The following is a 21805-nucleotide window of genomic DNA, read 5'->3' on the forward strand; positions in this document are numbered from 1 at the left end:
CACATTACCTATAGGAGGAATCGGTAACGATCTCGTTCTCAACCGCGATCGCTTTAGGAATCCGAGTGGCAAAAATTCTGGTCTGCAAGAGACTAGATCGCAAATAAACTGCTTGAAAAAAATGAACCTATTTGAGCAAATTAAATTAAATTTACGAATTATCAAACTAAAGCGTTTTCTCGGTTCTTTATCCTATTCCTTCGAGCGAGATTGGTGGGAAAGACAGTTTACTTCAGCTCAAAATAAGCCAACTTCGGTAAAACCAGGAAAACTACAGACAAGCGAAACCACACCCAGAGGAATTAAATTAAGCTTCGAGCGAGCAGAACTAGAAATAACCTTTCTAACTAGCGATTTAGTCCGCATCGACTGGCAACCAGGCAACTTACCTATTGCTTACGGAATTGCTCGCCAAAATTGGTCGGAAGTAGCAACCAGTATAGAGCGAGATGACTCTACAGTTAGTATTGCTAGTTCCCAACTCAAACTAGTTATCAGTCTGGATGGTTCTCTAGAATTACAGAATGCCGAGGGACGAACCCTAAGACGGGAATTACCGCCAAGTAGGATAGGGGAAGCATGGCAACATCAAGGTCAATTAGCCGCAGCAGAACGCATCTATGGTTTGGGAGAACGAGCTGCTCCTTTTAATTTGCGGGCAAACCGAGGGAAAAAATATCAGATGTGGCATTTTGACGCTGGCGGACGTTATAGTTCGGGAACCGACCCCCTCTATCTTTCGATTCCCGTCTATATTGGTTTGCATTCCCAAGGAAGCTATCTAATTTTTTATGAAAATACCTACTCTGGTAATATCGCCTTTGACGAATTTGCTACTGCCTACTTTGAAGGTGGTGCATTGCGTTATTATGTTATCGTCGGCGAACCAGCAAACTTACTAGAACGGTATACAGAATTAACTGGACGACCTCCTTTGCCGCCTTGCTGGGCATTTGGCTATCATCAATCCCGTTGGGGATATGAAACCGAAGCCAATGTCAGAGCGGTAGTCAAAGGATTTTTAGAGCGCGATTTACCCCTAAGTGCGATTCATTTAGATATCAATTGCCAAGATAACTTTCGTTCCTTTTCCATCGCACCCGACCGCTTTCCCAAAATTAGAGAGTTTACCCGAGAACTACGAGAACGAGGAGTGCGACTGATTGGGATTACCAATCCCGGGATTAGCTGTGATCGCCATAATAAACTGTATCAAGAAGGTATCGCTCAAGAAATATTTTGTCGTCTGCCTAACGGTAAACCAGTGCGTGCTGCTGTTTGGGGAGGGATGAGTGTTTTTCCCGATTTTACCAATCCTCTCGCTCGTCGTTGGTGGAGTCGTCAGTATGAATATCTTCTCGATCTGGGTTTTACTGGTTTCTGGCATGATATGAACGAACCAGGAGTGTTTACCCTCTGGGGTAATGCTTCTCTTCCACTAAGAGCGACTCTACACGATCTCGAGGGAAAAGGTGGCAATCATTTAGAGGCTCACAATGTCTATGGATTGGCACAAGTAAGAGCGGGTTACGAAGCCTTACAAGAATATCGACCTCAACAACGTCCTTTTATCGTTTCTCGTTCTGGTTGGGCGGGAATTGCTCGTTATGCCTGGATTTGGACGGGAGATATTCAAACCAGTTGGCAGGGTTTGCGGCAAACCATCGCCACAGTCTTAGGTATGAGTTTGTCGGGAATTCCTTACACGGGTTGCGATATTGGTGGTTTTAAGGGCAATCCTTCTCCAGAACTCTATCTACGTTGGTTTCAGTTGGCAGCTTTTTTGCCGTTTTTTCGGACTCATTGTGCTAATAATGCCAAACCTCGTACTCCTTGGGGTTATGGGGAGCAAATTCTGAAAATTGCCCGTGAATTTCTGCAGTTGCGCTATCAGTTAATTCCCTATTTTTATACTTTGGCTTGGGAAGCTACCCAGAAAGGTTATCCATTAGTTCGCCCTTTATTTTGGGGCAATCCTGACGACATTAGATTGTGGGATATACAAGATGCTTTCTTACTAGGGGATGTTTTGTTGCTGGCACCGATTATCGATAAGCAAGCCAGACAACGAAAGGTCATTTTACCGTCGGGAAATTGGTATTTTTTTTGGGATGATACCCTACTTGAGGGAGGCAAAACAGTAACTCTCAACGCACCTTTAGAACAAATTCCCCTGCTGGTCAAAGCGGGTAGTATTTTACCTTTACAAGTAGAACGAAAACTAATTCTCCATCTCTATCCCTCTAGAGACGGAAACAAATATCTTCACTATCTTTACAGCGATGCTGGAGATGGTTACGAAAACGGACGTATTGATAAATTTTGCTTACAAACTTGCGAAAAAAATCTCGAATTAACCTGGGAACGAGAAGGAGATTATCCTTTTCCCTATCAGCAAGTGGAAGTTCATCTTCATGGGATGGAATTGAAACGCGCTTGGGTAGATGAGCGAGAAATTACTATAGAAGGACAAAAGTTAGTCTCTGAGCCTTTTCAACAGATACGCTTATTGGCACAGTAACAGGGAAGAAAGCGATTTATTAGCGATCGCCTTTAAAGAATTAAGCTCGCTGCAATTTAAGCTCGATTGTTAGGATTTAGGTAGTTCTTCTAAATCATGACCGAACCTCATCCTCAATGTTTCCTAGCTTTATTTCTACCAAAGCCCAAGAATTAACCGAAGCCACCTCAATTGCCCTAGCCAAACAAATTAAGTTAGCAGCAATTGCTACCCCGTTAAGTTCTGAGTCTATTCCTACTACCTACGTCAACCAGGGCGATGGGGTTAGTGAAGCAGCACCCATATTATTACTTCACGGTTTTGACAGTTCTCTATTAGAATTCCGTCGCCTGATCCCCTTACTAGCCAAAACCAGATCGACTTGGGGAGTAGATTTATTGGGATTTGGCTTTAGCGATCGCAACCCCGTCATACCTCTCAACTCAGAAACGATAAAAATTCATCTTTACTATTTTTGGAAATCTCTAATCAAACAGCCTGTAGTGTTAATCGGTGCTTCAATGGGAGGTGCAGCGGCAATCGACTTTGCTCTCACCTATCCCAAAGCAGTAGAAAAACTAGTATTAATCGATAGTGCGGGGTTAGCCAAACAGCCGGCGATCGCCAAATTGATGTTTCCTCCTCTAGATTATTTGGCAACTGAGTTTCTCCGCAATCCAAAGATCCGGCAAAATATCAGTCGGGCGGCTTATTACGATAAGAGTTTGGCTAACGTTGACGCCCAGATCTGTGCGGCATTACATCTTCAGTGTCCCAACTGGAATAAGGCTTTGATTGCTTTTTCTAAAAGTGGCGGTTATGGTTCTTTTACCGAGGCGCTTGCCAAAATCCAGCAACCAACTTTAATTTTGTGGGGAAAACAGGACAAAATTTTAGGAACTAAAGATGCTTCAAAGTTCGCTGGCGCCATTCCCAACAGTAAGCTAGTTTGGATAGATGACTGCGGACACGTTCCTCATTTAGAAAAGCCCCAGCAAGTCGCTACAGAAATTCTGCAATTTTGTTAGTATTCAATAAATCTCTTAGTAGTTTCATCGCTGTTAATTAGGTAAATTAAGCACTAGGTTGGTAAAAAGTTCGTTTTGCGATCGCCATGAATTTAAGTTCACTTTCTCTCTCTTCTAAAACTGCTACTAATCCTAAAGATAATTTTGCCATTACCCTCGCGCCTCTATCGATGAACGAAATATATGCTTTGGCAGACGATCCCGCTAATGGTGCGATCGTCATTATGAGCGGTACCGTACGCGATCGCACTGACGGTCAACCGGTAGTGGCTTTGGAATATCAGGCTTATCAACCAATGGCACTCGCTGTATTTAACTCGATTGCCAGCCAAATACGTGGTACCTGGCAAGATGTCAATCGAGTCGTCATTCACCATCGCATTGGACGATTAAAAATTGGCGAAATTAGCGTTTTAGTAGCAGTAGGTTGTCCCCATCGTGGTGAAGCTTTTGAAGCCTGTCGTTATGCGATCGATACTTTAAAACACAATGCACCTATTTGGAAGAAAGAATACAACCTGATGTTAGACGAAAAGACAGGGGAGAAAATAGTTTCGGGGTCTTGGGTTTCAATTGGGGCTTGTGAAGCCAACGCTCGATGATACTTCAGCCGTGAAATCCGCTCTACCAAGAGTCTTAGTCTACCTTAGAGAACTTAAATACATTTAGACAGTGGTAAATTGACGATAGAGTATTTGTCGATTTAGCAGTTATCTATCTATGCCACTGGTCAACGGTTTACATTTTAAAAACATACGGGGCGATCTGTTCGGAGGGATAACTGCAGCAGTGGTTGCTTTGCCTTTAGCTCTGGCATTTGGCGTATCTTCGGGAGCTGGCGCGATCGCCGGTCTCTACGGTGCGATTATCGTAGGCTTTTTTGCTGCCCTCTTTGGTGGAACTCCTTCGCAAATTTCTGGTCCTACAGGACCGATGACCGTAGTTATGGCGACGGTTTTTTCCAGTTTAGTTGCCAATAACTCCGAAAGCGGTGTGGCGATCGCTTTTACCACAGTGATGTTGGGGGGAATCTTTCAGATTCTCTTTGGGGTCATGAAGTTGGGTAAGTATATTACACTAATGCCTTACACCGTGATTTCGGGTTTTATGTCTGGCATCGGTCTGATTATTATTTTCTTGCAAATCGGACCTTTTCTAGGTCATCCCGCTTCTGCCAACGTAGTAGAGTCCGTCGGTCAATATCCCTATTTTTTTTCTCACGTCAATGCTGCGGCTGCGGGTTTGGGTGTTTTGACCTTGGCAATCGTTTTTGGTTCTCCTGCCAAAATAACTCGCTTAATTCCTTCCCCTTTACTAGCCTTAATTATCGGAACTTTAGTTGCAATTTATTTACTGCCCAACAGCGAGCTGCGCTTAATTGGAGATATACCTGACGGGTTTCCCAGATTAAACTTACCGACATTCGATGCTGCGCGACTGAGAGATATAGTTGGTTATGGCTTGATGTTGGCAGTTTTAGGTTCGATCGACTCTTTGCTTACTTCTCTAGTCGCCGATAACATTACTCACACTCAACACAATTCGGATCGCGAACTTATCGGTCAGGGAATTGGCAATTTAATCTCTGGTTTGTGTGGCGGTTTACCTGGGGCGGGAGCTACGATGCGGACGGTGATTAACGTCAAAACTGGCGGTAAAACTCCTATTTCTGGGACGATTCATGCCTTGGTTTTGCTGATTATCGTACTGCGAGCAGGAACACTAACAGAAAATATTCCCCATGCAGTTTTGGCAGGAATTTTAATTAAGGTCGGCATCGATATTATCGATTGGAGTTTTCTCAAACGAGCCCATCAAATCTCTCTTAAGGCAACGGGCTTGATGTATATCGTGCTGTTTTTAACTGTATTTGTCGATCTCATCACTGCAGTAGCTGTAGGGGTATTTTTTGCTAACTTACTCACGATTAAAAGTTTAAGCGATCTCCAAAGCGATCGCGTTAGAACCATTATCGATCCCGATGATGATACCGACCTCACTAGCGAAGAAAAACACCTCCTCAAAAGAGTTAGGGGAAGAGTGTTGTTATTCAATCTCAGTGGACCTATGAGTTTTGGTGCTGCCAAAACTATTTCTCAGCGCATGGGTATCGTCAGTAAATATGATGTCTTAATTTTAGACCTAAGCGAAGTACCCTTATTGGGGGTAACTGCTTCTCTGGCGATCGAAAACATAGTCAAAGATGCCTATGAGAAAAAACGACAGGTATTTTTAGTAGGTGCTACGGGCAAAGTCAAAGAAAGACTGGAAAAACTCAAGTTATTAAAACTTCTATCACCCGAGCGCCACTTTAGCGAGCGGCTCGTTGCCCTTGAAGCAGCGCTCGCCTATATTGAGACATCTAAACTACCAGTTAAAGAAAATAAAACCCTCTAATTTGCTACATCCCAATTAAAACCATCATCGATCGAAGTACGGTCAATCAAAGCTTTCAGAGCATCCGCCATCGCTTTTTGTTCGCTGTAGCGAGGATGACCTGGAGTAACTTGCTCGGCAATTAAGGAGTAAACTTTATTATCATTAGTTTCTTGTTTGTATTCAGCGATCGCTTCGCTTAGATAACTATCCCATTGAGAATCGTGATACATATTGGGAAACATTCCAATAAAATAGGCGTTGGGATCTTCGAGTCGAAGATCCCTAATAAGTTTTGTTTATAGCGATTTTTCCATTACTAGTAATCTATAGTGGGCAATTTTTATACTATATTTATGTAACAATCATAAACTAATCAGTACTTTTACGGCAGAGTAATCACTGGGGATAAAAAAAACGCCTAGTTTGACTAGACGTTTTTTTGGTTGCATTCAAAACAAAATCAAGCGAGCTTAATCTTATAACTACAAAGCATTAGCTCCTGAAACTACCTCCAAAATTTCTTGGGTAATGGCTGCTTGTCTTGCTTTGTTATAGGAGAGGGTGAGAGTTTTCATTAACTCAGTGGCGTTATCGCTGGCATTATTCATTGCAGTCATTCTGGCGGCGAGTTCGCTAGCGGCTGCTTCTTGTAAGGAACGTAAAATTTGGTTATTGAGGTAGAGAGGTAGTAAAGAATCGAGAATTTGTACGGGATCTTGTTCGAAAATAGTGTCTCGAGGATAAGTTTCTATTTCCGATGTAACTTTTTCCCGTTCGACTTCAAATTCACCACCTCTGGTAGTCAAGCGGAAAATTTCGTCATCTCTTACTTCCAATCCTTGAGGAGTCAGAGGCAATAAGGTTTGAATGACGGGACGAGAACTAATTAACGAGACAAATTTGGTGTAAATTAATTCGACGCGGTCTACTGTCTCTGATAAAAATAGCGATAGTAACTCGTCGGCAATTTCGGAGGCTTCGGCGGCGGTGGGAATTTGTTCTAAATTAACGAAAGTTTTATCGATGGGGGCTTCCCGTCTTCTAAAATACTGATTCGCTTTGCGTCCGATTAAGACGTAGGTATATTGAACACCCTGTGCCTGTAAATCTTTCGCTCTTTGTTCGGCGCGGCGAATTACGTTGGCATTGTAACCACCACAAAGACCGCGATCGCCGCTGACTACGAGCAGTCCGACTTTTTTGACTTCCCGCTGTTCGAAGAGGGGTAAATCGACATCTTCAAATCTCAGTCTTTGTTGCAAATTGTACAGTACTTCTGCCAAACTGTCAGCAAAAGGACGGGTAGAATTGACTTGTTCTTGAGCGCGACGTACCTTAGCTGCTGCTACTAAGCGCATGGCTTCAGTAATTTTTCTGGTATTTTTTACCGAAGCGATGCGATCGCGAATCGCTTTTAAATTAGGCATTTTACTACTTGGGGGACGGAATTAAATTTCGATAGTCTGGAACGAAGTAAGTAACCAGCCATCAAATATGATCGAGCGATCGCTGATTACTTATTTACTTATTAGTAGAGTGCTTACCTATGCTGTTGCCATAAAGGTTTGCTTGTACTCGTTAATACCTTCTTTGAGGAGGTTTTCTACTTCATCGGTGAGTTTTTTCTCTGAAGCAATTAACTCCATGTATTTACCTTTGCTGGTTTTTAAATAGTCCCGCAGTCCTTGAGTAAATTGAGGTACTTTCTCAACGGCAATGTCATCTAGATAGCCGTTGAGACCAGCGTAAACTATTGCTACCTGCTCGGCAACTGAAAGGGGAGAGTTTTGGGGTTGTTTCAATACCTGACGCAGACGCTCACCCCGTGCCAGTTGATTTTGAGTCGCCGCATCTAAGTCGGAGGCAAATTGGGCGAAGGCTTCTAGTTCGGCAAACTGCGCTAGTTCTAGCTTGAGTTTACCTGCAACTTTTTTCATCGCTTTGGTTTGTGCTGCCGAACCCACGCGGGATACGGAGATACCAGCATTGATCGCCGGACGAAAACCAGCGTTAAACAGGTCGGTAGAAAGGAAAATCTGACCGTCGGTAATGGAAATTACGTTAGTAGGAATATATGCCGATACGTCACCTGCTTGGGTTTCGATAATTGGTAGAGCGGTCATACTACCGCCACCGAGTTCGTCGTTGAGTTTGGCAGCACGTTCTAGAAGCCGGGAGTGAAGATAGAATACATCTCCGGGATAAGCTTCACGACCGGGGGGACGACGGAGTAGTAAGGACATTTGACGATAAGCTTGAGCCTGTTTGGACAAGTCATCGTAAATTACCAAAGTAGCCTTGCCTTTATACATAAAGTATTCGGCGATCGCCGCACCTGTATAAGGGGCGAGGTATTGTAGGGTGGCGGGATCGTTAGCGTTAGCAGCTACCACGATGGTATAGTCCATCGCGCCTTTCTCTTCTAAAGTGCCTACTACCTGAGCGACGGTGGAAGCTTTTTGACCCACAGCGACATACACGCAAACTACGTCTTCATCCTGCTGGTTGATAATCGTATCTACTGCTACTGCAGTTTTCCCAGTTTGGCGATCGCCGATAATCAATTCCCGCTGACCTCGACCGATGGGAATCATGGCATCGATAGCAGTAATACCGGTTTGTAGGGGTTCGCATACGGATTTGCGCTCGATAATTCCCGGTGCTGGTGATTCGATCAGTCGACTTTCGTTGGTATTAATCTCTCCTTTACCATCGATGGGACGTGCTAGAGAATCTACCACTCGACCAATTAAAGCTTCTCCTACCGGAATCGAGGCAATTTTCCCCGTGGCATTAACGGTACTACCTTCTTGAATGCCAAATCCGTCTCCCATCAATACCGCACCTACGTTATCTTCTTCTAGGTTGAGGGCGATACCTACGGTACCATCTTCAAATTCGAGCAGTTCTCCTGCCATTGCCTGTTCTAATCCGTAAATCCGCGCGATACCATCTCCTACCTGAAGCACCGTACCGACATTGGATATCTTAACGTCTCGTTCGTAAGATTCAATCTGCTGGCGAATGATACTGCTAATTTCGTCTGGTCTAATGCTAACCATGTTATTTCTCTACTTGTTGTTGGTTTACTGTTTACTGAAACTTGCTTGCAAAAAAGGATAACCTGCAGTAGCAGCACGCAAGTCTGCCAAGTGTCCAATACTGGTTTTAACTGAGGTTAGAGCGATGAGATTATTTTTTCAGGCTGACACCGATCCGACGCAGTTGACCGCGCAAACTAGCATCGATTACTTTCGATCCTACTTTAATAATGACTCCACCAATTAAATTGGGATCGACGCTGGTTTTAAGCTCGACATCTCGGGCATCGGCGAGCGTTTTGACTTTCTCGATGATGCGTCCTTTTTGTTCCTCATCTAGCTCTTTAGCCGAAGTAACCTCGGCGAGAACTATTTCATTGAGCTTACGGAGTAGATCGAGATATTGTTGCACGATTGGCTCTAAAAAGATAATGCGTCGTTTATCTACGAGGAGCATCATAAAGTTAACTAAATAGGGGTTAGCTTCTTCCCCCATCACTCTTTTCAAAACCGATTTTTTGGCTGCTGCGTCGATTATGGGATTGGCGATAAAATCTCTAAATTCTTCCGATTCTGCAAATAATTCTTCTAAAGCCCGAAATGTGTCCCCAAACTGGTCGGTCAGGTCATTTTGCCGCGCCAAGGACATTAGTGCCTGAGCGTAGGGTTCGGCAATTTCACTACTGATTAAACTTCCACTCATTTCTTACTCTCCTATTTGGGCGATACTGCTCTCGATTAGTTGGCGTTGAGCATCATCATCTAACATATCTCCCAGACGAGATTCTACTTTCTCTAGAGCCATCGCTACTACCCGCTGGCGCAGTTCGGCGATCGCTTTTTGGCGATCGGAATCGAGGTCGGCGGCGGCGGTTGCCTTGAGTCGTTCTACTTCTTGTTGACCCTTAGCTAAAATTTCGTCAGCCGCTCTTTGTGAGGTTGCTTCAGCTTCGGAGCGGATCTTTTCGGCAGTAGCCTGTGCTTCTCGTAAGTTTTTTTGCGCTTCGCTAAGGGCTGCCTGTGCTTCGTCCTTCCTAGCTTCTGCCTCTTTAATGTCCTGTTCGATTTTGTCGCGTCTTTCGCTGAGAATATTGCCTAGTACTCTGCCTCCGTAGACAATGAGCAATATGAATACAATACCTAAATTAATCAGATTGGTTTCTAGTATGTCGAAATTAAAACCGAAACCACTTTCTGACGAGGCTGCTGTTTCAGCATTAAGAAGGAAAAAAATCCCCATCATTTTCTTATTCACCCGTACTTAAGATTCGATCGATTCTCCCTCGGCAAGCATGGTTTATTTAACCAGTTCTGCTCCGAGTAATTTTTCTAAAATTTGGTCGCTTAGAGTGTCTACCTGCTGTTCTAGAGCCTGCATCACTTCAGCTTTTTGGGCTTCAATCTCATCAGCCGCCTGCTGTTTTTGAGCCTGTACTTCTTGCTGTGCTGACTGAATTTTTCCTGCTACTGTAGCTTCGGCTTCAGATTTAGCGGCAGCAATGGTTTCTTGAGCTTTACGGCGAACGTCTCTCAATTCGCGCTCGTAATCCGCAGCTAGAGATTCTGACTTTTCTTTGAGTTCCCGTGATTGCTTAAAGTTGTTGCGAATATAGTCGGCGCGTTCGTCGATCGCTTTACCCAACGGTTTGTAAAACAGCGCGTTTAGAATTATCACCAGTAAGACAAACTGTACTGCCATTACCGGTAAGGTGGCATCAATATCGAATAAACCACCGCCTACTTCAACTTCTTCTGTAACTTCTTCTGCTATTTCTGCTGCTGCTATAAAAAATGTCCAGTATATCATTTTCTTCTCTGCCCCGTCCCTTTAGGCTAGTTTAGTAACTCAATCGGTTGCTGAAGGCTTTCTCCAGACGAGAGCGAACTCCCCACCCCTAAAAGGGGTATGCCCTTCTTTGAAGGGCTGTTGCGATTGAGCATTGCTCAATTACTAATTTATTTATTGTAATTACTAAGGTTTGGCTTATATAGCTATATTAAATAGCCTGGGCTGACGAGCTCAAATAAGTTTTGCTCGACCCAGGCTATGGTTATCTCTTAAGAGAAGGGGTTAGCAAATAATAATACGAGAGATACTACCAAGCCGTAAATGGTTAGTGCTTCCATAAACGCTAAACTCAGTAGTAGGGTACCGCGAATTTTGCCTTCAGCTTCAGGTTGACGTGCAATACCTTCTACTGCTTGACCTGCGGCATTACCTTGACCGATACCGGGTCCAATTGCTCCCAATCCTACAGCAAGAGCAGCAGCGACAACAGAAGCAGCAGCGATAAGTGAATCCATGATTTTTCTTTCCTCGTATACTAATTTGATTTAAACAATGGCAACGATTATAGGTGTTGCAGTTGAAATAGCCTACCGCCATCGTTAGCGGCTATCGGCTGGTTATCGATGTCGCGATTGACCCGCGATCGACTGAGACTAAACTAAGATACTATAAAATTGGGATCTTTAATTTAGTTACTCATGCTCTTCTCCATGTTCCTCTAACGCTTCACCAATGTAGGCGGCAGCAAGAGTTGCAAAAATTAGTGCCTGAATCGCACTTAAAAATAACCCTAGCACCATTAGTGGCAGCGGTACGAATAAAGGAACTAGTAGTACCAAAACCGCTACTACTAGTTCATCTGCCAAAATATTTCCGAACAGACGAAAGCTTAGTGAGAGAGGTTTGGTAAAATCTTCTAAAACTTTAAACGGCGCGAGAATTGGCGTTGGTTCGAGATATCCCGCAAAGTAACCCAAGCCTTTTTTGCTAATTCCTGCATAAAAGTAGGCGATGGAAGTTAGTAAAGCTAAAGCTACCGTGGTATTGATATCGTTAGTCGGTGCGGCTAGTTCACTATTGGGAATTTCAATTAATCGCCAAGGAACTAATGCCCCAGACCAATTCGATACGAAGATAAACAGAAATAAAGTACCGACAAAGGGTACCCATGGTCGGTATTCTTTTTCTCCGATCTGGTCTTTCGCCAAACTCCTGACAAATTCCAGGGCATACTCCATAAAATTTTGCATCCCTTGGGGAATCCTACGAACATTTCTCGATGCGATCGCCGAAGCAATAATTAGGATCGCAATTACTACCCATGAGGTGAGAAATACTTGTCCGTGGAGTTTTAAACCGCCAATTTCCCAATAAAAGTGTCTGCCTACTTCTAATGAAGCCAGGGGGAAGGTATAAAGAGCATTCAAATTCGATATTTCCATATTGGCAATATTTTCCCCTTTCTATCTAGCTTGATACCTATTCTTTCTCGTATTATGACAATGTCTTGGATGGTGCGGACTCAGTGGCAATCCTTGTATGGGTTTGCTACCTACGTATGGGTTTGCTACCTACCGTCTATTTTTTGGCTGGCATCAGGGTAGTTTGCACCACATAGACCACGATCGCGGCTTTGTAGGTCATAAATCCGAGAAAAATCGGCAAAATTTGCAGTTGTTGTAATTTTGCAGCAATTATAATTACGCCAGCAAGTAAAGCCAGTCGAGTCGAACCAACACTCTTTTTATGAGTGCCCAACCTTTCTATTTCTCTTGCCAACATCCCCAAATATACGACACCAATACAAGCTCCCAATAAATAGTTAAGAGCAATATCAAACGTATAGAATATCCAAACGCAGCAGAAAATCACACCCGTGAACGATAAAGTTACCAACAGCAGTAGCTGCTTGAGTTGATAATACTCTTGCATCGATTCCTCTGATGATACCGTAGTTTCCTCAGTTTCCTCGACAACTCGATCGACTTCTGCCGATAAAGGTTCTTCTACAATCGGATCTCCTTCTGTCGTTAGTATTGGTTCGAATCGGCTTCTAGATAGGTTCACCATTACTCAACTATGACTCTTGCTGAAATTTATCTCTGGAGCTACTTTTGTCTTGCTGGATACAAGTCTCGCCCAAAAAATCTCTTAGCTTTCGACTAATTAGTCGAGCCTACCTGCTTGCTAATGAGCACTAGTTGCTTCACCCAGCGTGGGCAGATCGAGCGAGAGATTATCTTGCAATTACCCAAGTCCAGACCAAGTGCAATCATATCACGGTGCAGTAACAATTAATAAAAACTTATGGATTGAATTTCAACGACAAACTGTAGTGTCAAAATAGATTCGAGTCCACTGAGACTAAAACGAAGAAAGTATTATTATCTTCTCTGTTGCCTCAAAAATTAAGTTCTCATGTCAGGGATTGCCAGCTAATATTATTAATTGCCTTGTCTGTAGCGATCGCACTCCCGCCAAATCTAATTTGCTCTCGGCGATTAGTTCTCCGACGCTTCGCTGTAGTTGGGAATTTTTAGCACAAGTCAGCATAAATTCATATTCAGCCTCGTTGACTTCAACTAATTGATAGTCGTAGTCGAGAAAATTGCGACTGGGGAAGCCTTGGATACAGGAGTGCAGTTCGGGAATAGCTAGAATCAGTTGCTCGTCATTTGACCAATCTACTTGAGGTATGGGCGATCGCCCTAGAAAAAATTCATAGTGAGTTAGGCTGGGGTCGAGTAATTCGATTAAACGATATCTCTGGCGATCGCTTAAATCTTTGGCTCTAGCGTGCAATTCCTCAGACTGACCGATTAGCCTTTCTAGCTGCCAGTATTGGGGATTGGAAAAACCGAGGAACTCTAAACCCGAAGCATCGATTAGTTGGAACAGCGTTTCGATATTGTAGTCTACCTCTTGAGGATGCACGTACATATCGGCAAAGGATTCATCGCGATGATTTTCTAACGACCAGCGTTCCTTTTCCTGTTTTAACAGACGATTATTCTCTGGCAGGTTGGCAAAAATTTCTCTACCAACTTTTACCCCATCGCTATAATCGCCGCGTCTGTCTCCTTGTAGTAGCGCGATGGCTTTTTGCATTAGGCTAATTTCCCAACGTCCTAATTCGGCATAGACAAAAATATGGAAGATACCACCGGGTTTTAACTTGCTCGCTAAAGCCTGAATACCTCTAACCGGATCGGGTAAATGATGCAGTACCCCTACAGAATTAATCAGATCGAACTCTCCTGCTAGCTGCTCGGGTACTTCTTCAACTCGAAGCTGACGAAACTCAATTGGCTTCTGGTGCTTGGCAATTACACCCGAACGCCGACATCTTTCTTTAGCCACTTCCAAAGCTTTCTGGCTGATATCCATCGCCACGACTTCGGCTTCGGGGTTGAGGTGAATCAAATAGTCCGTACTCGAACCCGTACCGCAACCTGCATCTAAAATCCGAATCTCTTGGGTAGGTGGCTTGATTCCCGTACAGAAATTATACGCAGCCGTCCAACTCCACCGCCAGTTATATCCAGGGGGTTCGTCATCAGAAAGGGGATCGGGAGGAAAGGGATAGGCATTATAAAGATTGGCAACGGCTTGATTGATGGCTTGTGGATCGGACATTGTTTTTTCTCAGTTATTGAGTCCACTTCATGGTTAAGCTCGAAGTAAATACTTTGTAATTACTTAGTAAGGAATTGTAATGAAGATAGACATTATCAAAATTGGTAACTCTCAAGGAATTAGAATTCCTAAAACAATTATGGAGCAATGTGGATTCACTGATGCGGTCGAGATGGAAATTCACGATAGAAGTCTAATTCTCAGTCCGTATAAAGTTAGGGAAGGATGGTCGGAATCTTTTCAAAAAATGGTTGCTAATGGCGATGATGAATTGTTAATCGACGATACTATTCCCACGGAATACGACGAGGAATGGGAATGGTAAGTAGAGGAGAAGTTTATTTAGTTAACTTAGATCCTACTGTTGGTTCGGAGGTTCAAAAAACTCTTTCTTGCGTTGTCATTTCTCCCAATGAGATGAATCAATACATCCGCACGATAGTTATCGCTCCCCTGACTAACTACTAAAATAAGGAACTATAAAAGCAAACTTTATCAGCATCAGCTACATCAACAGCTAGATAAATTAGTGATGCGGGCTTATAATTTTAAAGAACAAGACGATATTTTAGCCAAACTTTTAGAACTAAATTTAGAACTTGCAGAGAAAGACCAAACTGTGCTCATAGAGATTATACAAAATCGCTTAAGACAACAAAAACGCGATCGTTTAGAAAAAGAAATTGAAGAAGTTCGACAAGAATACCGAGAAGGACAGATTACATTTGGTTCTGTTGGAGATTTTTTAGCTGAATTAGATCGAGAATGAACATAGCTTGGAATTCTAAGATCTTCGTTCTTTTATTTGAGAAAAATGTTCGAGGGGCAAATAATATTTACCCCTAACAAATTATTCCAAGCTAACAGCTAATAGCTCGATTTTAAGCAATAGTCACATCATCGGAAAGATAAACATCCTGAATGGCATGAAATAACTTCACCCCTTCATCCATCGAACGTTGAAAAGTTTTTCTACCAGAAATTAAACCACAACCGCCAGCCCGTTTATTAATTACTGCAGTACGCACCGCAGTGGCAAAATCATTCTCGCCAGAAGCACCACCAGAATTAATTAAGCCGCTACGCCCTGCATAGCAATTGAGAACCTGATAGCGAGTCAGATCGATGGGATGATCGCTAGTCAATTCGCTATAGACTTTATCGTGAGTTCTGCCGTATTTGTTACCAGTGGCTTGAGGGACTGCGGCATAACCGCCGTTGCATTCGGGTAGCTTTTGCTTAATGATGTCCACTTCGATGGTTACGCCCAAATGATTGGCTTGTCCCGTAAGATCGGCAGATAAGTGATAGTCTTTATCTTGTTTGAAAACGTTGTTACGCAAATAGCACCAGAGAATAGTTGCCATACCCAGTTCGTGGGCACGGGCAAAAGCAGCACTAACTTCTTGAATTTGACGAGAAGCTCCTTCCGAACCAAAATAAATCGTCGCACCGACGGCAACCGCCCCTAAATTCCAAGCCTGTTCGACGTTACCGAACATAATCTGATCCGAAGCGTTGGGATAGGTTAGCAGTTCGTTGTGATTGAGTTTGACGATAAAGGGAATATGGTGGGCGTACTTGCGAGATACCATACCCAAGACACCCAAGGTAGTGGCGACGGCGTTACAACCTCCTTCTAATGCCAGCTTGATAATGTTTTCTGGATCGAAATAGATGGGGTTGGGGGCAAAAGAAGCCGCCCCAGAGTGCTCAATACCCTGATCGACGGGCAAAATCGAAAGATAACCCGTATTAGCCAATCTGCCTGTAGAGTATATCTGTTGCAAACTGCGTAATACTTGTGGGTTACGATCGCTCTTACTAAAAATGCGATCGACAAAATCGCTTCCCGGTAAATGCAGCATCTCTTTAGAGACTTTGGCTTTGTAAGTCAGCAAGTTCTCAGCTTCATCTCCCAGCCAAGAGGCGATGGACTTGGGTGCGGAAAAAGTAGCAGTCATAATAAATCTTTTTTTACCTTATTGATGCCTTACCCCTTCCATTTTGGCTATCAATTGAAGTATTTTGTTCTTTCATAAGATAGTTTTTACAATATTTACGATATTTTTCGCCAATTCAGCCAAGAGCGAGTAATTGTTATTAGCGCGATCGCACCAGACTTGGTTGTCAAAGGAGAGGATAATTAATTTATTTATGGCTCTAATTGATTCTCTCTTTTGAATAATAAATAACAAAGAGAATACTTTTTCTTTTAAGTTTTTCCCTATTACTCAAGTGTTCATTTAACGATCTGTACAGAAGTCTGTTGACAAATAAACCAAGATATTCAGTTAGGTTTAAACGATTATCTTAGTACATAATTCTTAATATATCTCCTCAGAAAGCTCGAAAAGTTTTAATCTAAAAGCTGAACTATAAGTAAAAACAATAATTAAAATCACATGAGTGTAACGGCAAGTGGTGGCAGTTCATTAGCCCGTCCTCAACTTTATCAAACAGTTACGGTCTCAACAATCCTGCAAGCAGAACAGCAAGACCGTTTCTTAGAAAGAGGCGAACTTAGAGAATTAACAGAATATTATAAATCTGGGGCAAAACGCATAGAAATTGCCCAAACCTTGACAAACAACGCCGACTTAATCGTTTCTCGGGCGGCAAATCGCATTTTTACTGGCGGTTCTCCCATGTCTTATTTGGAGAAACCTGCAGAAGTAGAAGAAATGGCGATGGCTACTCCTAGCGGCAATACCAACGTTCAAGGAGCAGTAATTTCTTACGTCGAGAAAAAAGAAGATAAAGGCGATAGCGAAGGTGTTTTTGGTGCATTGCGCTCCCTATTTAGCGGTGGCTCGGGTCCCGTTCCCCCAGGGTTCAGACCCATCAGCGTCAACCAATACGGTCCTGGCAATATGCAAAAATCCCTGCGGGATATGGCATGGTTCTTGCGTTATATTAGCTATGCGATCGTTGCTGGGGATCCCAATATCTTGACCGTCAACGTCAGGGGACTGCGGGAGGTAATTGAAAATGCTTGTTCTACCGATGCAACAATAGTTGCCCTCCAAGAAATGCGAGCGGCAGCTCAAAAATACTTTCAAAGAGATGAAGAAAGCAAAGAAATCATTTTGCGCTACTTTGATGTAGTCATCAAAGAATTTAAAGCTCCAACTCCCTCGAACAAGTTACGTCAGCGTCCTTCCGACGACCTTCAAGGATTAGAGCTACCCCAAAGCTATTTCAATGCTTCTGAAAGACGGCAAAAGTTCGTGATGAAGCCTGGTCTATCGACCAATGAAAAATTGGCGGTAATCAAAGCGGCATATCGGCAAATTTTCGAACGGGATGTTACTCGCGCCTACGGTCAGTCCATTTCTTATTTAGAATCCCAGGTTAAAAACGGCGATATCTCGATGAAAGAGTTCGTGCGCCGTCTATGCAAATCCCCTCTATATCGAAAACAGTTTTTCGAGCCTTTTATTAACAGTCGCGCTCTAGAATTAGCTTTCCGGCATATATTAGGTCGCGGACCTTCCTCTCGCGAAGAACTACAAGAATATTTCTCCATTGTCTCTGAAGGCGGATTATCAGCATTAGTCGATGCTCTAGTGGATTCTCAAGAATACGCCGACTACTTTGGCGAAGAAACAGTACCTTACCTGCGCGGCTTGGGACAAGAAGCCCAAGAGTGTCGTAACTGGGGAATGCAGCAAGATCTGTTTAATTACAGCGCACCCTATCGCAAGGTTCCTCAATTTATTACTACCTTTGCCCAGTACAATCGTCCCCTACCAGACCAGCACGTCTATGGTTCTGGTAACGATCCGCTAGAAATTCAGTTTGGGGCAATTTTTCCTACAGAAACTCGCAATCCTAGCACCAGTCCCGCGCCATTTAATAAAGACACCAAGCGTCTGTTGATTCATCGCGGTGCGGGGATTAAAAACCAAAACAGCAATCCCAGTGCGAGGGGCGAGTTTCCTGGTTCTTTAGGAGCCAAAGTATTCCGTCTCAACAATGAACTTCCCGGTGCGAGCAACGGTTCGAGCGTTAAATATGCTGAAAGTACTACTCAAGCGGTAATTCGCGCTTGCTATCGCCAGGTATTCGGACGGGATGTCTACGAAGGACAGCGTTTGAAAGTAGCAGAAATCAAACTAGAAAATGGTGATATTAGTGTCCGCGAGTTTATCAAAGCTCTAGCTAAATCTGATGTTTTCCGCAATCTTTACTGGTCGTCTCTGTACGTAACTAAAGCCATTGAATACATCCATCGTCGTCTTTTAGGTCGTCCTACCTATGGTCGTCAAGAGATGAATGCTTACTTCGATCTCGCCTCGAAAAAAGGTTTTTATGCTCTAGTCGATGCGATGATCGATAGCACCGAGTACGTAGAGGCTTTTGGTGAAGACACCGTGCCCTACGAGCGTTATCTGACTCCTGCCGGAGTCCAATTGCGTAAAACTCGTCCTGGCGCGATCGAACCGGGAATTGGAATTAAAGTAGAAAAACAAGAGACACCACGTTTTGTGGAGTTAGGACAAGCCTCTAACAATCGTACCTCTCCGGATGTCGAACAACGAATTCGGCAAGGGGTTAGAGCTAAAAGAGAACAACAAAAAATCTTTAAGCTAACTTCTACCCTAGACAAGGTAGCAGTTAAAAACACCATCGAAGCGGCTTATCGTCAAATATTCGAGCGCAATATCAATCCTTATGTAGTTCAAACTCAATTTGCCGTTTTAGAGAGTCGTTTGGGTAATGGAGAAATTAATGTCAAAGAATTTATTGAAGGCTTGGGTTGTTCCGAACTTTACATTAGAGAATTTTACACTCCCTATCCCAACACTAAAGCGATTGAGCTTGGTACCAAGCATTTCTTAGGTCGCGCTCCTCTCACTCAAAAAGAAATTCAAAAATACAACAAGATTTTGGCCACTGAAGGAATTCGCGCATTTATTAGTGCAATGGTCAACAGTATGGAATATATACAGGTGTTTGGTGAGGATACCGTTCCCTATCGTCGCTATCCAACCTTACCTGCAGCTAACTTCCCCAACACGGAGAAGCTATATGAAAGATTGACTAAGCAAAACGATGACATTGTCATTCCTAGCTTTGGACCTACTAAATTCAAAATTTAGCTGAATCTATAGTCGATCGCTTTGAAGTAGCGGGGGTAACTAGAGACTAAAAGGCTAGTTGTCCCCTGCCGCTTTCACTTGCTTGGCAATTAGGTATTAATGAAGCTGATTGTTACTTTTTACTAAGAAAAAATAGCTTTTTAAAACCAAATACCGCAAAATAATTAAGTCAGGCTGCTAAGCCGAATCGGCGGAAATTTAGCTATTGTCGCATTGTTGGCTCAATAATATCTTTGAATAACTAAGCTAACAGGAAATAATTTTTATTAATAAACTTGACTATTTGTTAAAGTTTATTAACGAAGCGGCTACCTTTGATATATTCGGTTTGAGTAACTGCAATACTAATTTGTAGCTAAAAATTAATTAGCAAAATAGACTAATCTAAAATTTGAGAGGTTCGCTCGGTTAAGGCTAGGTAAATTTTATTTATTTGGCTAATTTGCTCTAAAATAACGAATCAGTTGATTGAGTAACGCTCAATCGCAGCGCTGGATTTTACATCCAGCGACCGATTGAGAACTAAAAAACCGAAAACCTTGTTTGAGAAACACTATCTCTTGAGGTAGCTCATCCACTATTTGATTTCATTGTATTGGGAGGAATCCATCGATGAGTATTGTCACGAAATCGATCGTGAATGCCGATGCTGAAGCTCGTTACTTGAGCCCAGGCGAACTCGAAAGAATTAAATCTTTCGTTACTACTGGTGAAAGCCGCCTGCGTATCGCTCAGACTTTGACCGAGTCTAGAGAACGCATTATCAAGCAAGCTGGCGACCAATTATTCCAAAAACGTCCCGATGTCGTTTCTCCAGGCGGTAACGCTTATGGTGAAGAAATGACTGCAACTTGCTTGCGGGATATGGATTACTATCTACGTCTAATTACTTACGGCGTAGTGGCAGGAGACGTTACTCCTATTGAAGAAATTGGTTTGGTCGGCGCACGAGAGATGTATAAGTCTCTAGGAACCGATATTGGTGCAATGGCTCAAAGCATTCGTGAAATGAAAGACGTAGCTACTTCTATGATGTCTGCTGAAGATCAATCTGAAGCTGCTTCTTATTTCGACTACGTTATTGGAGCAATGCAGTAGGATTCGGTTATCGCCAATAAACTACCGATCGACTCGATTGCAAATTCAAAAAAAACAATACACTAACTTATCGGTGTTAAAGCATTTAAGACTAGGTAAGATAAGGAAATAAAACTATGCAAGACGCAATTACCTCTGTTATTAATTCTGCTGACGTTCAAGGCAAGTATCTCGATGGTTCTGCCATGGACAAACTCAAAAACTACTTTCAAACTGGTGGACTGCGCGTCCGTGCGGCTAGTGTGATTAGTGCTAACGCAGCAAGTATCGTCAAAGAAGCAGTAGCTAAATCCTTACTGTATTCGGATGTTACTCGCCCCGGCGGAAATATGTATACTACTCGTCGCTATGCTGCTTGCATTCGCGATTTAGACTACTATCTGCGCTATTCCACTTACGCAATGCTAGCTGGAGATCCTTCGATCCTAGACGAGCGCGTACTCAACGGTTTAAAAGAAACCTATAATTCTTTAGGCGTACCCATTGCTTCTACAGTTCAAGCTATCCAAGCGATGAAAGAAGTAACTGCCAGCTTGGTCGGTGCTGATGCTGGTAAAGAAATGGGCGTTTATTTTGACTACATTTGCTCTGGCTTAAGCTAACCTAACTGACTAGGCGATCTATTAAGTCATTTATAAATAGTAGTTCTAGAGGTTCGGGAAGTCTAGAGTGAGTGCTAGTTCTAATTAAGCTTGGGCTTTCGAGCGCATTCGCGAGCTATGAGTTTTGAAGATCTAGTATTGACTTTTGACTCTCGAACTTTAGCAATTTTCAGGTCATCCGACGCTTCGGGATGATAACAATTGGTAAAAATTTTTGACAAATTGACAAAAAACCATAATATTTTCACCATAGTGATAGCTGCAGAGCATTAGGCTCGCTCATCTAGGCAATAAATAATTAAATCGGGAGAAATTTTAAGTTATGAGAATGTTTAAAGTTACGGCTTGCGTTCCTAGCCAAACTAGGATTCGTACCCAAAGAGAATTACAAAATACTTATTTTACCAAACTCGTTCCCTACGATAACTGGTTTCGCGAACAACAGCGCATCATGAAAATGGGCGGAAAAATTATGAAAGTAGAACTAGCTACAGGCAAGCAAGGAATTAATACTGGCTTGTTATAAACTTTTGTATCGAACAACGGAATTTAACTAGAGAGGTCTTGCAAGACCTCTTTTTATTTATTTTTTTGTCTGTTACCTTTGATAGGGAAAAAAACTATCTA

General features: G+C 42.9%; 22 protein-coding genes. 11 read left to right on the top strand and 11 right to left on the bottom strand.

Features of this window, described 5'->3' with window-relative positions; translation table 11 throughout:
- Positions 1 to 121: 121 nt before the first annotated feature.
- The 4 genes from ACLFKQ_RS03295 to ACLFKQ_RS03310 all read left to right on the top strand — a co-directional run bounded on the left by ACLFKQ_RS03295 (position 122) and on the right by ACLFKQ_RS03310 (position 5925).
- On the top strand, positions 122 to 2521 hold the full coding sequence (locus ACLFKQ_RS03295; RefSeq protein WP_448998465.1) for a TIM-barrel domain-containing protein: 2400 nt from the start codon (positions 122 to 124) through the stop codon (positions 2519 to 2521).
- Between the two features lie 116 nt (positions 2522 to 2637).
- Entirely contained in the window at positions 2638 to 3528 is an 891-nt protein-coding gene (locus ACLFKQ_RS03300) for an alpha/beta fold hydrolase (RefSeq protein WP_448998466.1), read from the top strand.
- A gap of 86 nt (positions 3529 to 3614) precedes the next feature.
- The gene (locus ACLFKQ_RS03305; protein ID WP_448998467.1) at positions 3615 to 4130 is read left to right on the top strand and encodes a molybdenum cofactor biosynthesis protein MoaE; all 516 of its coding nucleotides are present in this window, start codon (positions 3615 to 3617) and stop codon (positions 4128 to 4130) included.
- A 118-nt stretch (positions 4131 to 4248) separates the two neighbouring features.
- Complete coding sequence (locus ACLFKQ_RS03310; RefSeq protein WP_448998468.1) at positions 4249 to 5925, top strand: SulP family inorganic anion transporter; 1677 nt, start codon at positions 4249 to 4251, stop codon at positions 5923 to 5925.
- Here ACLFKQ_RS03310 and ACLFKQ_RS03315 read toward each other — a convergent pair.
- The 10 genes from ACLFKQ_RS03315 to ACLFKQ_RS03360 all read right to left on the bottom strand — a co-directional run bounded on the left by ACLFKQ_RS03315 (position 5922) and on the right by ACLFKQ_RS03360 (position 14373).
- Positions 5922 to 6149, bottom strand: a complete 228-nt coding sequence (locus ACLFKQ_RS03315; RefSeq protein WP_448998469.1) for a hypothetical protein — start codon at positions 6147 to 6149, stop codon at positions 5922 to 5924. The genes ACLFKQ_RS03310 and ACLFKQ_RS03315 overlap by 4 nt on opposite strands.
- A gap of 240 nt (positions 6150 to 6389) precedes the next feature.
- A complete protein-coding gene (locus ACLFKQ_RS03320; protein WP_448998470.1) occupies positions 6390 to 7334 on the bottom strand; it encodes a F0F1 ATP synthase subunit gamma in 945 nt (314 codons plus the stop codon).
- A 117-nt stretch (positions 7335 to 7451) separates the two neighbouring features.
- A complete protein-coding gene (gene atpA, locus ACLFKQ_RS03325; protein WP_448998471.1) occupies positions 7452 to 8969 on the bottom strand; it encodes a F0F1 ATP synthase subunit alpha in 1518 nt (505 codons plus the stop codon).
- A 130-nt stretch (positions 8970 to 9099) separates the two neighbouring features.
- A complete protein-coding gene (atpH, locus tag ACLFKQ_RS03330) occupies positions 9100 to 9651 on the bottom strand; it encodes an ATP synthase F1 subunit delta (protein WP_448998472.1) in 552 nt (183 codons plus the stop codon).
- A 3-nt stretch (positions 9652 to 9654) separates the two neighbouring features.
- Positions 9655 to 10191, bottom strand: coding sequence for a F0F1 ATP synthase subunit B (locus ACLFKQ_RS03335; protein WP_448998473.1), 537 nt, complete (start codon positions 10189 to 10191; stop codon positions 9655 to 9657).
- Positions 10192 to 10245: 54 nt separating this feature from the next.
- Positions 10246 to 10755 (bottom strand): F0F1 ATP synthase subunit B', encoded by a 510-nt coding sequence (locus ACLFKQ_RS03340; RefSeq protein WP_448998474.1) that lies wholly within the window; start codon positions 10753 to 10755, stop codon positions 10246 to 10248.
- Positions 10756 to 11006: 251 nt separating this feature from the next.
- Positions 11007 to 11252 (bottom strand): ATP synthase F0 subunit C, encoded by a 246-nt coding sequence (gene atpE, locus ACLFKQ_RS03345; protein WP_448998475.1) that lies wholly within the window; start codon positions 11250 to 11252, stop codon positions 11007 to 11009.
- Between the two features lie 177 nt (positions 11253 to 11429).
- Positions 11430 to 12179, bottom strand: a complete 750-nt coding sequence (atpB, locus tag ACLFKQ_RS03350) for a F0F1 ATP synthase subunit A (protein WP_448998476.1) — start codon at positions 12177 to 12179, stop codon at positions 11430 to 11432.
- Between the two features lie 136 nt (positions 12180 to 12315).
- Positions 12316 to 12807: an ATP synthase subunit I gene (locus ACLFKQ_RS03355; RefSeq protein WP_448998477.1), complete on the bottom strand. Its 492-nt coding sequence runs from the start codon at positions 12805 to 12807 to the stop codon at positions 12316 to 12318.
- A gap of 351 nt (positions 12808 to 13158) precedes the next feature.
- Positions 13159 to 14373, bottom strand: a complete 1215-nt coding sequence (locus tag ACLFKQ_RS03360) for a class I SAM-dependent methyltransferase (protein ID WP_448998478.1) — start codon at positions 14371 to 14373, stop codon at positions 13159 to 13161.
- Positions 14374 to 14452: 79 nt separating this feature from the next.
- On the opposite strand from ACLFKQ_RS03360, the gene ACLFKQ_RS03365 reads away from it, so the two are divergent.
- From ACLFKQ_RS03365 to ACLFKQ_RS03375, 3 genes are all read left to right on the top strand, one after another.
- Entirely contained in the window at positions 14453 to 14698 is a 246-nt protein-coding gene (locus ACLFKQ_RS03365; RefSeq protein WP_448998479.1) for an AbrB/MazE/SpoVT family DNA-binding domain-containing protein, read from the top strand.
- Positions 14686 to 14841: a type II toxin-antitoxin system PemK/MazF family toxin gene (locus tag ACLFKQ_RS03370; protein WP_448998480.1), complete on the top strand. Its 156-nt coding sequence runs from the start codon at positions 14686 to 14688 to the stop codon at positions 14839 to 14841. The genes ACLFKQ_RS03365 and ACLFKQ_RS03370 overlap by 13 nt, the downstream gene beginning before the upstream one ends.
- 64 nt (positions 14842 to 14905) lie before the next feature.
- Positions 14906 to 15142: a hypothetical protein gene (locus tag ACLFKQ_RS03375; RefSeq protein WP_448998481.1), complete on the top strand. Its 237-nt coding sequence runs from the start codon at positions 14906 to 14908 to the stop codon at positions 15140 to 15142.
- Positions 15143 to 15254: 112 nt separating this feature from the next.
- On the opposite strand, the gene ACLFKQ_RS03380 is transcribed toward ACLFKQ_RS03375, so the two are convergent.
- Positions 15255 to 16337 carry a class I fructose-bisphosphate aldolase gene (locus ACLFKQ_RS03380; protein ID WP_448998482.1) on the bottom strand — a complete coding sequence of 361 codons (1083 nt, stop codon included), beginning with the start codon at positions 16335 to 16337 and terminating at the stop codon, positions 15255 to 15257.
- A 441-nt stretch (positions 16338 to 16778) separates the two neighbouring features.
- Between ACLFKQ_RS03380 and ACLFKQ_RS03385 the strand changes: the two genes are divergently transcribed.
- The 4 genes from ACLFKQ_RS03385 to ACLFKQ_RS03400 all read left to right on the top strand — a co-directional run bounded on the left by ACLFKQ_RS03385 (position 16779) and on the right by ACLFKQ_RS03400 (position 21704).
- On the top strand, positions 16779 to 19478 hold the full coding sequence (locus ACLFKQ_RS03385; protein ID WP_448998483.1) for a phycobilisome rod-core linker polypeptide: 2700 nt from the start codon (positions 16779 to 16781) through the stop codon (positions 19476 to 19478).
- A gap of 612 nt (positions 19479 to 20090) precedes the next feature.
- Positions 20091 to 20576, top strand: coding sequence for an allophycocyanin (locus ACLFKQ_RS03390; RefSeq protein ID WP_448998484.1), 486 nt, complete (start codon positions 20091 to 20093; stop codon positions 20574 to 20576).
- Positions 20577 to 20692: 116 nt separating this feature from the next.
- A complete protein-coding gene (gene apcB, locus ACLFKQ_RS03395; RefSeq protein ID WP_448998485.1) occupies positions 20693 to 21178 on the top strand; it encodes an allophycocyanin subunit beta in 486 nt (161 codons plus the stop codon).
- Between the two features lie 322 nt (positions 21179 to 21500).
- Entirely contained in the window at positions 21501 to 21704 is a 204-nt protein-coding gene (locus ACLFKQ_RS03400) for a phycobilisome linker polypeptide (protein ID WP_448998486.1), read from the top strand.
- Positions 21705 to 21805: the final 101 nt, after the last annotated feature.

The organism is Myxosarcina sp. GI1(2024) (assembly GCF_053543375.1).